The 12896-nt window shown below is 70.5% G+C and carries 13 protein-coding genes and 1 tRNA gene; 11 read left to right on the top strand and 3 right to left on the bottom strand.

Annotation, left to right across the window (positions count from 1 at the left end):
• Nucleotides 1-37: 37 nt before the first annotated feature.
• The 3 genes from AC3ANN_RS03390 (at nucleotide 38) to AC3ANN_RS03400 (ending at nucleotide 4608) form a co-directional block, all read left to right on the top strand.
• Nucleotides 38-1633 (top strand): ABC transporter permease subunit, encoded by a 1596-nt coding sequence (locus tag AC3ANN_RS03390; protein ID WP_488339602.1) that lies wholly within the window; start codon nucleotides 38-40, stop codon nucleotides 1631-1633.
• Nucleotides 1633-2583 (top strand): sugar ABC transporter permease, encoded by a 951-nt coding sequence (locus AC3ANN_RS03395; RefSeq protein ID WP_488339603.1) that lies wholly within the window; start codon nucleotides 1633-1635, stop codon nucleotides 2581-2583. Before AC3ANN_RS03390 ends, AC3ANN_RS03395 begins: the two co-directional genes overlap by 1 nt.
• A gap of 123 nt (nucleotides 2584-2706) precedes the next feature.
• The gene (locus tag AC3ANN_RS03400) at nucleotides 2707-4608 is read left to right on the top strand and encodes an alpha-amylase family glycosyl hydrolase (RefSeq protein WP_488339604.1); all 1902 of its coding nucleotides are present in this window, start codon (nucleotides 2707-2709) and stop codon (nucleotides 4606-4608) included.
• A 13-nt stretch (nucleotides 4609-4621) separates the two neighbouring features.
• Here the strand turns inward: AC3ANN_RS03400 and AC3ANN_RS03405 are convergent, their stop codons facing one another.
• A complete protein-coding gene (locus tag AC3ANN_RS03405) occupies nucleotides 4622-5368 on the bottom strand; it encodes a class I SAM-dependent methyltransferase (RefSeq protein ID WP_488339605.1) in 747 nt (248 codons plus the stop codon).
• A gap of 81 nt (nucleotides 5369-5449) precedes the next feature.
• On the opposite strand from AC3ANN_RS03405, the gene AC3ANN_RS03410 reads away from it, so the two are divergent.
• From AC3ANN_RS03410 to AC3ANN_RS03425, 4 genes are all read left to right on the top strand, one after another.
• Nucleotides 5450-6361 carry a bile acid:sodium symporter family protein gene (locus AC3ANN_RS03410; protein ID WP_488339606.1) on the top strand — a complete coding sequence of 304 codons (912 nt, stop codon included), beginning with the start codon at nucleotides 5450-5452 and terminating at the stop codon, nucleotides 6359-6361.
• Between the two features lie 96 nt (nucleotides 6362-6457).
• Complete coding sequence (locus AC3ANN_RS03415) at nucleotides 6458-6958, top strand: FBP domain-containing protein (RefSeq protein WP_488339607.1); 501 nt, start codon at nucleotides 6458-6460, stop codon at nucleotides 6956-6958.
• The gene (locus tag AC3ANN_RS03420; RefSeq protein ID WP_488339608.1) at nucleotides 6955-7866 is read left to right on the top strand and encodes a PfkB family carbohydrate kinase; all 912 of its coding nucleotides are present in this window, start codon (nucleotides 6955-6957) and stop codon (nucleotides 7864-7866) included. The genes AC3ANN_RS03415 and AC3ANN_RS03420 overlap by 4 nt, the downstream gene beginning before the upstream one ends.
• Before the next feature lie 87 nt (nucleotides 7867-7953).
• A tRNA-Tyr gene (locus tag AC3ANN_RS03425) sits at nucleotides 7954-8035 on the top strand.
• 68 nt (nucleotides 8036-8103) lie between these two features.
• Here AC3ANN_RS03425 and AC3ANN_RS03430 read toward each other — a convergent pair.
• Complete coding sequence (locus tag AC3ANN_RS03430; RefSeq protein WP_488339609.1) at nucleotides 8104-8517, bottom strand: META domain-containing protein; 414 nt, start codon at nucleotides 8515-8517, stop codon at nucleotides 8104-8106.
• Nucleotides 8518-8578: 61 nt separating this feature from the next.
• Here AC3ANN_RS03430 and AC3ANN_RS03435 point away from each other — a divergent pair, with 61 nt between their 5' ends.
• Nucleotides 8579-9136 carry a YbaK/EbsC family protein gene (locus AC3ANN_RS03435; RefSeq protein ID WP_488339610.1) on the top strand — a complete coding sequence of 186 codons (558 nt, stop codon included), beginning with the start codon at nucleotides 8579-8581 and terminating at the stop codon, nucleotides 9134-9136.
• A 15-nt stretch (nucleotides 9137-9151) separates the two neighbouring features.
• Here the strand turns inward: AC3ANN_RS03435 and aztA are convergent, their stop codons facing one another.
• Nucleotides 9152-9814: a zinc ABC transporter ATP-binding protein AztA gene (gene aztA / locus AC3ANN_RS03440; protein WP_488339611.1), complete on the bottom strand. Its 663-nt coding sequence runs from the start codon at nucleotides 9812-9814 to the stop codon at nucleotides 9152-9154.
• A 55-nt stretch (nucleotides 9815-9869) separates the two neighbouring features.
• Here aztA and aztB point away from each other — a divergent pair, with 55 nt between their 5' ends.
• Genes aztB through aztC form a run of 3 tightly spaced genes read left to right on the top strand, consistent with a single transcriptional unit; the run spans nucleotide 9870 to nucleotide 12887 of the window.
• On the top strand, nucleotides 9870-10712 hold the full coding sequence (gene aztB / locus AC3ANN_RS03445) for a zinc ABC transporter permease AztB (RefSeq protein WP_488339612.1): 843 nt from the start codon (nucleotides 9870-9872) through the stop codon (nucleotides 10710-10712).
• 34 nt (nucleotides 10713-10746) lie between these two features.
• Nucleotides 10747-11979 carry an ABC transporter gene (locus AC3ANN_RS03450; RefSeq protein WP_488339613.1) on the top strand — a complete coding sequence of 411 codons (1233 nt, stop codon included), beginning with the start codon at nucleotides 10747-10749 and terminating at the stop codon, nucleotides 11977-11979.
• Nucleotides 11979-12887 carry a zinc ABC transporter substrate-binding protein AztC gene (gene aztC / locus AC3ANN_RS03455; RefSeq protein WP_488340902.1) on the top strand — a complete coding sequence of 303 codons (909 nt, stop codon included), beginning with the start codon at nucleotides 11979-11981 and terminating at the stop codon, nucleotides 12885-12887. Before AC3ANN_RS03450 ends, aztC begins: the two co-directional genes overlap by 1 nt.
• The last annotated feature ends 9 nt before the right edge of the window (nucleotides 12888-12896 follow it).

Here is a 12896-nt window from a genome sequence, read left to right on the forward strand (position 1 = left end):
CTCCCACCGACGACCCGCGATGAAGGAGCGCCCTTCGATGGCCGATGTGAAGACCGCCGCCCCCACGGGTGCGACACCCAGCCGCTGGGGCGATGACCCGTTCCACGCACCGGCTCGGCGCCTCACCGCAGGCGGCATCCTCGCCCTCGTGGTGAAGATCGCGCTCCTCGGCATCATCGACGCGCTGACGGTCTTCGGCGTATGGGTCCTCATCGCCAAGGGCGACTGGATCGCGGCGGGCGCGCTCGCGCTCGTCGTGGCGGGAGTCAACTACGTCTACCTGCGCGCGGGGCTCCTTCCCGGCAAGTACCTGACGCCGGGGCTGGCGTTCCTCGCGGTCTTCCAGGTGTTCGTCATCGTCTACACCGGCTACATCGCGTTCACCAACGCGGGGGACCAGCACAACAGCACCAAGGAAGACGCGATCGCGCAGATCGTGCGCACGTCTCAGGACCGAGTGCCCGATTCCCCGGAGTACACCGTCGAGGTCTACAAGCAGGCCGACCAGTTCGGTCTGCTTGTGGCGGAACCCGGCGGCGACACGTCCTTCGGGACGAACGAGCAGCCGCTCCAGGACGCCGACGGCGCGCCCGCCGGCTGGGAGCAGCTGAACCTCAACCAGATCATCCGCTTCCAGGATGAGGTGCTCGCTCTCAACGTCCCAGTGAGCGACGACATCAACGACGGCACGCTGCGCACGTCCGACGGCCGCAAGGCGTTCGTCTTCGTCTCGAGCCTCCAGTACGACGAGGCCGCCGACACCTTCACCGACACGCAGACCGGTGAGATATACGTCGACGACGGCGAGGGCAACTTCCGCGCCGAGGACGGCCAGACGCTGACGCCGGGCTGGCGCGAGGTGATCGGCTTCGAGAACTTCGCATACGCGTTCACCAACGAGCAGATCCGCGACCCGCTGCTGCGCGTCACCCTCTGGACGTTCGCCTTCGCATTCTTCTCGACCGTCCTCTGCTTCGCGCTCGGGCTCTTCCTCGCACTCGTGCTCAACCATCCGACGCTGCGCGGCAAGAAGATCTACCGCGTGCTCGTCATCCTTCCGTACGCCTTCCCCGCGTACCTCACCGGACTGGTCTGGTCCGGCATGCTCAACCAGGAGTTCGGCTTCATCAACGAGGTGCTGCTGGGCGGTGCGAACATCCCGTGGCTCGCGGATCCCTGGCTGGCGCGATTCAGCGTGATCTTCGTGAACATGTGGCTCGGCTACGCGTACATGTTCCTGGTGTGCACGGGCGCGCTCCAATCCCTGCCCGACGACATCGTCGAGGCCGCCAAGATGGACGGCGCCGGGGCCTGGCGTGTCTTCCGCTCGGTGAAGCTGCCGCTGCTGTTCGTCGCCGTCGCGCCGCTGCTGATCGCGACCTTCGCCTACAACTTCAACAACTTCGGCGTGATCTACATGCTGACCGAGGGTGCACCGCGGTTCACCGACACGACCCTCGACATCGGCGCCACCGACATCATGATCACCATGGTCTACAAGGTCGCCTTCGGCGGCGGTGGTGGTCGTGACCTCGGCCTCGCCTCGGCGCTGTCGATCCTCATCTTCATCATCGTGGCGATCGTCTCGGTGATCAGCTTCCGGCAGACCAAGGCACTGGAGGACCTGAACTGATGGCCGACCTCACCGTGTCACCCGTCCCGCAGTCCGCGGCCAGGGCGCCGGGCACTGCCCGAGAGCGCACCGCGCCGCCCCCAGCTCGCCGTCGTCGCTCGTTCCGCGCGTGGTTCCTCGACACCGGGTGGAGGCACGTCATCGCGTGGGCGATGATCGTGTTCGCGCTCTTCCCGCTGCTGTACATCCTGTCGGTCTCGCTGAACCCGATCGGCACCCTCACCGGTTCGAACCAGCTGTTCCGCGCCATCGACTTCACGAACTACGCGCGGCTGTTCACCGACCCCGACATCGCGTACGCGCAGTGGTACGCCAATTCGCTCGTCATCGCGATCATCACGAGCGTGTTCACGGTGCTGCTGTGCGCGCTGGGCGCGTACGCGTTCTCGCGTATGCGCTTCACGGGCCGGCGATTCGGTCTGGTGACGCTGCTCGTGCTCCAGATGTTCCCGCAGCTGCTGGCGATCACCGCGATCTTCCTGCTGATGATCCAGATCAGCGATGTGTTCCCGGCGATCGGCCTCGGCACTCACGCGGGTCTCATCATGATCTACCTCGGCGGCGCACTGGGCGTGAACACGTTCCTCATGTACGGGTTCTTCAACACCGTCCCGACCGCGATCGACGAGGCGGCCAAGATCGACGGCGCCGGTCACGCGCGCGTGTTCTTCACGATCATGCTGCCGCTGGTCACCCCGATCCTCGTCGTCATCGGACTGCTCACGTTCATCGGGATCATCGGTGAGTTCGCGATCGCGAGCGTCATCCTCAACGACCCCAACCAGCAGACCGTCGCGATCGGCCTGTATCAGCTGGTGTCGACCTTCCAGTCGCAGAACTGGGGCGTCTTCGCGGCCGGCGCCGTGCTGGCGGCGATCCCGGTCATGGTGCTGTTCCTGTTCTCGCAGCGGTACATCGCCGGCGGCCTGGTCGCCGGCAGCGTGAAGTAGACAGGATGCCGCGGATCGCGGCATCCTGTCTCTCGTACAACTGAAGGGCTCTGTCAGGGCTTCGGCCGTGCAACCACGTCGCATCCGGCGGCGCTGCCGCCTGTCCATGGAAAGGCCAGAGCAATGACAACCCTTCTTCCTCACCACGACGGCTCGCCGCTGTACGTGTCGGATCTCGCGCCGTCGCTCGGAGACGTCGTCACCGTGCGGCTGCGGGTGCGGGCGGGGTACGGCCCGCTCGCGGCGGTCCGCACGCGCTCGAACCCCGACCACGAGCCGGAATGGACGGATGCCGTGCGCCTCGGCACGACCGACGGCTGGGAGTGGTGGGAGGCGCCGGTTACGGTGCGCAACCCGCGCCACGGCTACCGGTGGCTGCTCGTCCACGAGGACGGATGCGTGGAGTGGCTCAACCAGACCGGGCTGCACGCTCTCGAGACGCTCGACGCCGAGGACTTCGCGCTCCTCACCTACTCGCCGCCGCCGGCGTGGCTGGCGGATGCCGTGATGTACCAGGTCTTCCCCGACCGTTTCGCCCGCTCGGCGCACGCCGACGCGCATCCGACGCCGGAGTGGGCGATCGCGGCGAGCTGGGACACCCCGGTCGACCCGGTCATGCCGGGACGCTCGCGGCAGTTCTACGGCGGCGACCTCGACGGCGTCACCGAGAAGCTCGACCACCTGGTGTCGCTCGGGGTGAACCTGCTCTACCTCACGCCGATCTTCCCGGCAGCCTCCAACCACCGCTACGACGCCTCGAGCTTCGACAGCGTCGACCCCCTGCTCGGCGGGGATGAGGCCTACATCCGGCTCGTCGAGGCGGCCCATGCCCGCGGCATCCGTGTCATCGGCGATTTGACGAGCAACCACTCGGGAGATCGGCACGAGTGGTTCCAGGCGGCCTTCGGCCACCCCGGCGCGCCGGAGGAGGAGTTCTACTACTTCACCGACGATGCGAACACGCAGTACGTGTCGTGGCTCGGGACGCCGACACTGCCGAAGTTCAACTGGGCTTCGGAGGAGCTGCGCCGCCGATTCATCGACGGTCCGGACTCGGTGGTCGCCAAGTGGCTGAAGCCTCCGTACTCGACCGACGGCTGGCGCATCGACGTCGCGAACATGACCGGCCGCCTCGGCGAGATCGACCTCAACGCGGACGTGCGGCAGCTGCTGCGCAAGACGATGATCGAGATCAACCCCGACACGATCCTGCTCGGGGAGTCCACCAACGACGCGACGAGCGACCTGCAGGGCGACGGCTGGCACGGTGCCATGACGTACCCGTCGTTCACGCGTCCGCTGTGGGGTTGGCTGTCCGAGCCGACTGGAACGCCCTACCTCACGGCCGAAGGTGACGAGAAGACCGAGCCGTGGTTCTTCGGGCAGCCGATCGGCGGCATCCCGCGCTACACCGCGCGGCAGTTCGTCGACGCCGTGGTCCGCTTCACGGCCGGCATCCCGTGGCGTGTGCGTCTCGGCAACATGCAGCCGCTCGACACGCACGACACCGGGCGGTTCGCGACCAACGCGGCCCCCGGCACGATCCCGGTCGCGGTCGGTCTCATGATGACGATGCCGGGGCTGCCGGTGGTGTTCGCGGGCGACGAGTTCGGACTCGTCGGTGCCGAGGGCGAGGACAGCCGCACGCCGATCCCGTGGGGCACCGAGGCCGAGCCCGAGACGGCCGCACGCATCGCGCTGTATCGCGAACTCATCGCCCTCCGCCACGCGCACCCTGTGCTCGCGACCGGTGGCCTGCGCTGGGTGCACGTAGACGATGACACCGTGGCCTTCGTGCGCGAGTCGGCCGACGAGACGCTGCTCGTGCTCGCATCGAAGGGCGATGCGGATGCCGAGATCCCCGCGGGCGCGCTTCCAGGGGCGACCGATGCAGAGGCGCTCTTCGGCGACGCGACGCTCGCGGTCGCCGGTGACGGCGCGGTGCTGCTGTCGGCCGACGGCCCGGCCTTCGCGGTGTGGCGCCTCGCGGGTGTCGAGGTGCCCGCGCGCGGCCTCGGCACCTGACCGGGAGACGGGCTCAGCGCGGGCGCGCGGCGGCCCAGCGGAAGGCGTTGTGCAGCACGTACCCGCCCTCCGGACTGCGGAACGGGGCGGCAGCCTCGACGACGACGGCGTGCAGCTCGGCCATCGTCGCGGCGTCCTCGCCGAGCAGGATGCCGCGCACCAGCGCGGCGTCACCGGAGGCATGCCAGGGGACGTCGACGATGCCCGACGACACCACCTCGAGCCCGGCATCCGTCATCGCCTCTTCGAGCCCGCCCGCCGGGCGCAGCGGGCCGTCCGGAAGCTGCTCGTCATCGAGCGCCGCCGCGACGGCCCGCTCGATGACGTCGATGTCGTTGCGCGCGGCCTCAGCCCAGTTGGCGATCGCGATCCGCCCGCCGGGAGTGAGCACGCGCGCGAACTCCGTGAGGGCGGCGCGGGTGTCGGCGGCGAACTGGAGCGCGTTGACCGCGGTGACGACGTCGAACCGGCCGGAGTCGAAGGGCAGGTGCTCGGCGTCGGCGAGCACGACATCGGCGTGGGCGGATGCCGCGGCAACCATGAGCGGCGCGGGATCGGCGCCGACCGGCTCCGCGCCGAGCGCGCGCAGGCGGGAGAGGAACTCCCCGCTGCCGCACCCGACGTCGAGCACTGCTGTGCCGGGGCCGATGCCGCTCGCGGCGATCAGCGCGTCCTGTGCGGGCTCCGCGAACGATCCCCACAGCTCGGCCCACCCGGCGGCGACCTCCGACCAGCCGTCGGCATCCGCTCCATCCACCATCCGGCAACGATAGCGGCGCGTGCACAACGATTCGCTCTCGGCCGATGACACGGGGTCGCAGCGTCGGGCACACTGAGTCCCATGTCAGCGTTGACCACCATCGGGCTGCCCGTAGCCCTCGGCATCATCATGCTCGGCCTCGGCCTGAGCCTCACCGTGGGCGACTTCGCCCGCGTCCTCAAGCAGCCGAAGGCGGTGATCGTCGCCCTGCTGTGCCAGCTCATCCTGCTTCCTGCGATCTGCTTCGGCCTCGTCCTCGCGTTCCAGCTCCCGCCCGTGCTCGCGGTCGGCATGATGATGCTCGCCGCGTCGCCCGGCGGCACCACGGCGAACCTCTACAGCCACCTCTTCCGCGGCGACGTCGCCCTGAACATCTCGCTCACTGCGGTGAACTCGGTCATCGCCGTGTTCACGCTGCCGATCATCACGAACCTCGCGATCCTGTATTTCGACCCGTTCGACGACCAGCTCGGCCTGCAGTGGGCGAAGACCCTCGAGGTGTTCGCGATCGTCCTCCTGCCCGTGGCGGCGGGAATGGTCGTGCGCCGCTTCTGGCCGCGCTTCGCGAAGGCGATGGACAAGCCGGTCCGCATCGCCTCGGTCGTCATCCTCGTCATCGTGATCGTGGGCGCGGTCGCGCAGAACTGGACCCTGCTGATCGAGAACTTCGGACGCCTCTCGCTCATCACGATCCTGTTCTGCGTCATCAGCCTCACCGTCGGGTACTTCGCGCCGCGGCTCATCAAGGTGGGGAAGCGGCAGTCCATCGCGTCCTCGTTCGAGATCGGCATCCACAACGCGACGCTCGCGATCGTGATCGCGCAGACCGTGCTCGGCTCGGTGGAGCTGTCGCTGCCGGCCGCCGTGTACGGCGTGCTGATGTTCTTCATCGCGTTCGGCTTCGGATTCCTCATCCGCGATCGCTCCGGCACTCCGGACGACGCGGTGCAGGATCGCGCCGACGGACCTGCGGAACCCGCGATCCCCGCGTGACGCGAGGCGCCGACGGATGCCTCCGCCGCCCCGGCCGTTGTGCAAGGGGTGGCGGAGGCATCCGTCGTTCGTAGACTGGGCGGGCGAGGAGGTGCCATGCGCCCGCTGACCGAAGAGGACGTGCGTTCGTCGTTCGTGAACGCGTCGCCCGACGAGCTCCGGCTCATCACGCTGCCCGCCGATTTCGTGCTCACCGACTGGGACCACCTGGACTTCCTGGCATGGCGCGACCCGCGCACCCGAAGCCGCGGCTATCTGGTCGCCGAGCTCGATGGCGAGCCGACGGGGATCGTGCTGCGCGCCGCGGACGGCTCGTCGCGCGCGCGAGCCGCGATGTGCAACCTGTGCCACACCATGCAGCCGGCCGACCAGGTCGTGCTCTACACCGCGCGCAAGGCGGGGGAGGCCGGCGCGCACGGCGACAGCGTCGGCACGTACATCTGCGCCGACCTGTCGTGCCACGAGATGGTGCGCCTCGCCGCTCCGCTCGCGCCGAACGAGGTGCGCGCGAGCGTCGACCGGAAGATCGACGGCACGAAGCGCCGCACCGAGGCGTTCGTCGGGCGCGTGCTCGAGACGGCGGGGGTGCCGCGATGACGGTCGTCGTCGTCGGCGACGCGCTCATCGACGAGCTGCGCGACGACGTCGGCGTGCGCGAGTTCGTCGGCGGTGCCGCGCTGAACGTCGCAGTCGGCCTCACTCGTCTCGGAGTGCCGGCGACGCTCGTCGCGATGCTCGGCGACGACGAGCCCGCGTCGCGCGTGCGGCACTATCTCGAGGACTACGGCGCCGGCCTCATCGCGACGCCGTCGCTGTACGGCACCGCGCGCGCGGTGAGCACCCGCACCGGCGGCGGCGAGCCGACCTACGTCTTCAACGAGGCGGCGCAGCGGCGACGTATCCGGTTCGGCGACGCCGAGCGGGCGGCGATGACGGATGCCGACCTCGTCGTCGTCAGCTGCTTCGCGTTCGACGACGCCGAGCAGACGGCCGAGCTGGCCGATGCGATCGCCGCGGCCGAGGCATCCGTCGCCGTCGACCCCAATCCGCGGACCGGGATGCTGCACGACAAGGACGAGTTCGTGCGCGGCTTCGAGCGCCTCGCCGCCGGCGCTGCGCTGGTCAAGGTCGGCGAGGACGACGCGGCGCTGCTGTACGAGGATCGCCTCGACGCGCTGCGTTCCCGCCTCATCGACCTCGGAGCCCGCGCCGTGCTGGCGACCGAGGGTGCCGCAGGCGCGACCATCGAAGCGGACGGCGTGGTGGTGACCAGGCCCATCTCCAACCTGCCCGGACGCATCGTCGACACGATGGGAGCCGGCGACGCGGCCCTCGCGGCGACGGTCGCCGCACTCGTCACCGACGAGCCGTCCGGGGCGGATTACTGGGGCGCCGTGCTGCAGGCCGCTATGGACGCGGCGGCCGCGACCTGCCGGTTCGAAGGGGCGCTGCTGCGGACGCCGAGCTCCCTGGCTGCGGTCGATCCCGACAGCGTCGGCACGTAGTCCGGCTCGATTTTCGACCTCGCGAAAGACAGCGTAAGATTGTGGATCGCGCCTCCGGTCGACTGTACAAGCCGGGCGGGTGCGCCTGGCGAGTTACCCAAGCGGCCAAAGGGATCTGACTGTAAATCAGCTGTCATCGACTTCGGGGGTTCGAATCCCTCACTCGCCACCGGATTTCGACGAAGGGCTCCCGCGACGCGGGAGCCCTTCGTCGTTCGCAGGGTGCGTGGCTCATGCTCATTCATCGACGACGCGGGGGAGCGTCCCGCCGACCTCACCGTTCTCATCGAAGACCACCAGCGTGTCAGCGTGGACGACCGCGGTGGCGGGTCGCAGCCACCCGTCGTGGCCCGGGCATGCCATCAGGGTCATGAGGACGTCGTCGAACTCCACGACTCCCTGCTCGACGTGCCACGTCCCGCCCATGCCGTTGCAGCCGTCGTGGGCGCGCATCGTCCCGTCGGGCAGGATGGTGATGTACGTGCTGCGGTCGGCGATCTCGCCCCATTGGCCGACCGGGTCGCCTCCCGCGAAGGCGGGCGCGCCCGGTCCGATGACTCCGCCGACCGGTGCGCAAGCGGTGAGCGCGAGGCTCAGAGCTCCCGCGAGCGCGAGCGCGAGCGGAACTGTCCGTGTGCGGCGACCTGGCATGGGACATGATGGCACGACACCTCGGTGCATGCCCGCGACCCGCTCCGGTTAGTCTGGGCCGATGATGTGGACCGCGACCGGCACCCTGACCGCCCAGCCCGCGACACAGCATCCCGAACTCGTCGCAGCGCCCGTCTCAGAGGCCCTTGCCAGGCTCGCGCCCGACGTGGGCGCGACTGTGGGCGTGGCCGCGATCGACCCGGCGCTCGCCGATACGGCGGCGTTCTGCGAACGCTACGACGTGGCGCCGGACGCCTCTGCCAACTGCGTGATCGTGAAGGGGAAGCGCGGCGTTGACGTGCGGTTCGCCGCGTGCCTCGTGCTCGCCACCACGCGCGCCGACGTCAACGGCGTGGTGCGCCGGCGTCTGGACGTCCGCAGCGCGTCGTTCGCGCCGATGGACGAGGCGGTCGCGCTCACCGGCATGGAGTACGGCGGGATCACGCCGGTCGGGCTTCCCGAGGGCTGGCCGATCCTCGTGGACCCGGCGGTCGCCGACGCGTCCGAGGTGGTGATCGGCGGGGGAGTGCGCGGCAGCAAGCTGTTCCTGCCCGGCGCGACGCTGCTGGCGCTGCCGGGAGCCGAGCTCGTGGAGGGACTCGGGCGGCCGCTCGGCTGAGGCATCCGCCTGCCCTCACATCGACCTTACGGCGGCGACGATGCGGCCGGCGTCGAGCCGGATCACTCGATCCGCCCTCGCGATCACGTCCTCGTCGTGCGTCACGCACACGACGGCTGCGCCCCGCCGGGCCTCGGCGCTGATCGCCGCGTGGATGCGCTCACCGCTCTCGGTGTCGAGCGCGGCGGTGGGCTCGTCGAGCAGGAGCAAGTCGGCCCCGCGAGCGAGGCCTTGCGCCAGCAGCGCGCGCTGTCGTTGACCTCCTGACAGCTCCGAGAACGGCCGCCGCTGCAGCGTCGTGAGCGCGAGCCTCTCGAGCGCGTGGTCGACGGCGCGCCGGGCGCTCTCATCCATGCGGCGCCACGGCCCCAGCCGGCCCCACGCGCCGACGGTGACGACGTCGCGGACCGTGACGGGCAGCCGCTCCGCCACCGCCGCCCGCTGGGGAACGAAGCTCGAAGATCCGGCGGCGCGCACGACGCTACCCGCAGAGGGCCGAAGCGTGCCGGCGAGGACCTCGAGCAGTGTGGACTTGCCCGCCCCGTTGGCGCCCGTCACGACGATGAGCTGCGACCTGTGAACGACGGCGTCGACGTGGCACAGCACGTCGCGACCGCCGAGCTGGACGTGGACGCCCTCGAGTTCGGCGATCGGGGGACCGGGGGTGGCGATGCTCACCGGTTCACCCTATCGAGTTTGAGAATCGTTCTCAATAACGCTACGGTCGTCCCTCGTGACCTGGCTCGCCGAACCCTTCTCGCTCGACTTCGTGCAGCGCGCCCTCGCCGGCGGTGCACTCGTCGCGGTGCTGTGCGGCGTCGTCGGAACGTGGGTGGTCGTCCGCGGCATGGCCTTCCTGGGCGAGGCGCTCGCGCACGGAATGCTCCCCGGAGTCGCGCTCGCGACGGTGCTCGGCTTCCCGGTCGTGCTCGGCGCGACCGTGAGCGCTGTCGCGATGAGCCTCGGCATCGGGGCGCTCCAGCGCCGGGGCCGCCTGTCGTACGACACGAGCATCGGAATGCTGTTCGTCGCGATGCTCGCGCTCGGGGTCATCGTGATCTCGCATTCGGGGAGTTTCGCGACGGATGCCACGGCCATCCTCTTCGGCGACATCCTGGCGATCTCCGCAGCCGATCTCGTCATGCTCGCCGTGGCGACCGTCGCGGGTCTCGCGCTCGCAGCCGCGGCGCATCGACCGCTCGTCGCGCTCGCCATCGACCCTCGGACGGCCGCGGTGCTGGGACTCGCTCCGGGCGCGGCACAGGCGGCCCTCGTCGCGCTCGTGACGCTCGCGATCGTCGCCTCGTACCAGGCCGTGGGATCGCTGCTCGTGGTCGGGCTGCTCCTCGCACCGGCCGTCGCGGCCGCGCAGTGGACCGCCCGCATCCCGTCGAGGATGCTCCTCGCCGCCGTGCTGGGAGTGGTCGCCGTCACCGCCGGCCTACTGCTGTCGTGGCATGCGGGCACCGCGGCGGGTGCCTCCATCGCGCTCGCCGCGATCGTCCTGGCCGGCCTGTCATGGGCATTGCGCGCCACCCGCGACGCCCTCCGCGCAACCGCGCCCGCCGTGGCCTGAGTCGCACGTCCGACTGCCCGAACGAAAGGAACCTGTGCTCCGCTCCGCCCCCGCCGCCCCTGCCCTCGGGCTGCTACTCCTCGTCCTCGCCGGGTGCGCCGCCCCCGCGGCCGATGCGCCACCGGCCGCGCCCGCGGCCGATGACGGTCATGGCCACATCGACGGCGCGGCGGAGGTGAGCGAGCCGCCGCTCGGGCTGATGACCGTCGACGCGGACGGCGCCGTGCGCCATCTCGATCTGCTCGATGAGGAGCTCGCCGACCTCGGCGCGATCGCGCGGCCCTCGGCGGCGACCGGGGACGGTCGCTACCTCTTCGCTGCGGGCGTCGAAGGCGTCACGGTCGTCGACAGCGGGCGCTGGACGTGGGACCACGTCGACCACTTCCACTACTACGTCGCCGAGCCGCGCGTCGTCGGGGAGGTGTCCGGTCGCGGGCCGACGACCGTCGTCACGACCAACTCGTCGACGACCGGCGGGACCGGCGTGTTCTTCGCCGGCACCGGCGAGGCGGTGCTGCTCGACACCGAGGCGCTGTCGAAGGGCGAGATCGCCGAGCTGTTCCGCCTCGAGGTCGAGCCGCACGACGGACTGGTCGTGCCCGTTGGTTCGTTCGCGCTCGTGACCGAGCCGCGGGGAGTGGCCCCCGCGACCGTCGTCGTCCACGACCGCGACGGGATGCCGGTGCCCGGGGCGTCGGCGGAGTGCGCCGAGGCCCGCGGAACCATCGTCACCCGCGTCGGCGCGGTGATCGGCTGCGCCGACGGGGCACTGCTCGCGACGCTCGACGACGGCGAGGTCGCGATCGAGCGGATCCCCTACCCCGCAGGCACGACGGCACCACGCGCGACCGCGTTCGCCAACCGCGAGGGGCGACCGACGGTCGCGGCCCTTGCCGGAGACGCGGGCATCTGGCTGCTCGACACGCGCGAGCGCTCGTGGACGCTGCTGCCGGCGCCGGGCCCGCTCGTGCAGGTGACCGCGGTCGACGACGACGCGCAGCACGTCCTGGCTCTCGCTGCGGACGGTCGCGTGCTCGTGCTGGACGGCAGGACCGGCACGGTGCTCGCCGAGACGGCGCCGCTCGTCGCGGAATCGCTCGCCGCCGCAGCCGGCGCGCCGCTGCTCATCGCCGACCAGCAGCGCGCGTACCTCAACGCGCCGGCGGAGGGGCGCCTGTACGAGATCGACTTCGCCGACGGGGCGCGGATCGCCCGCGAGTTCGAGACTCCGACGGCGCCGGCGTTCGTCGTGGGGACGGGGCGATGATGCGACGGCTGATCGCGGCGCTCGCGACGGCGATGCTCGTGGCGACGCTCGCGGCGTGCGCCCCGGCATCCGGCGACCGGCCTCTCGTCGTGGTATCGACCAACATCCTCGGCGACGTGACGGCAGAGCTCGTCGGTGAGGAGGCCGAGGTGATGACGCTGATGCGTCCGGGCGCTGATCCGCATTCGTTCGAGATCTCGGCGAAGGAGGCGGCGCGGATGCGTTCGGCCGACCTCGTCGTCTCGAACGGGCTCGGGCTCGAGGAGGGTCTGCAGCAGCACCTCGACGCGGCGGCCGCCGACGGCGTCGACACGTTCGTCGCCGGCGAAGTGATCGACGTGCTGGACTACCAGGAGGGCGACGGCGCGGGCCTGCCCGACCCGCACTTCTGGACCGACCCGGCGCGGATGACCGACGTCGTGGAGGCGCTCGTCCCTGTCCTGTCGCGGCTGCCCGGAGTGGACGGTGACGCGATCGCCGCGAACGCCGCCGCCTACGACGACGAGCTCGCCGCGCTCGACGCCGACATGACCGAGGCGTTCGCCGCCATCCCCGACGCACGTCGAGCCCTGGTCACTAACCACCACGTCTTCGGATACCTCGCGGAGCGGTTCGGCTTCCGCGTGATCGGCGCGGTGATCCCGGGCGGCACGACCCTCGCCGCGCCGAGCGCGTCCGACCTCGCCGGTCTCGTCGCCGCGATCGAGCAGAACGGAGTGCCCGCGATCTTCGCCGAGTCGTCGTCGCCGGACCGCCTCATGCGTGCGCTCGCCGAGGAGGCCGACGTCCACGTGGACGTCGTCGAGCTGTACACCGAGTCGCTCACCGAGCCGGGCGGCGGCGCCGACACCTACCTGACCATGATGCGCGTCAACACGGAGCGCATCGCCACCGGGCTCTCGTCGTGAGGCCCCACA

The organism is Microbacterium sp. STRO-2N, from assembly GCF_057747775.1.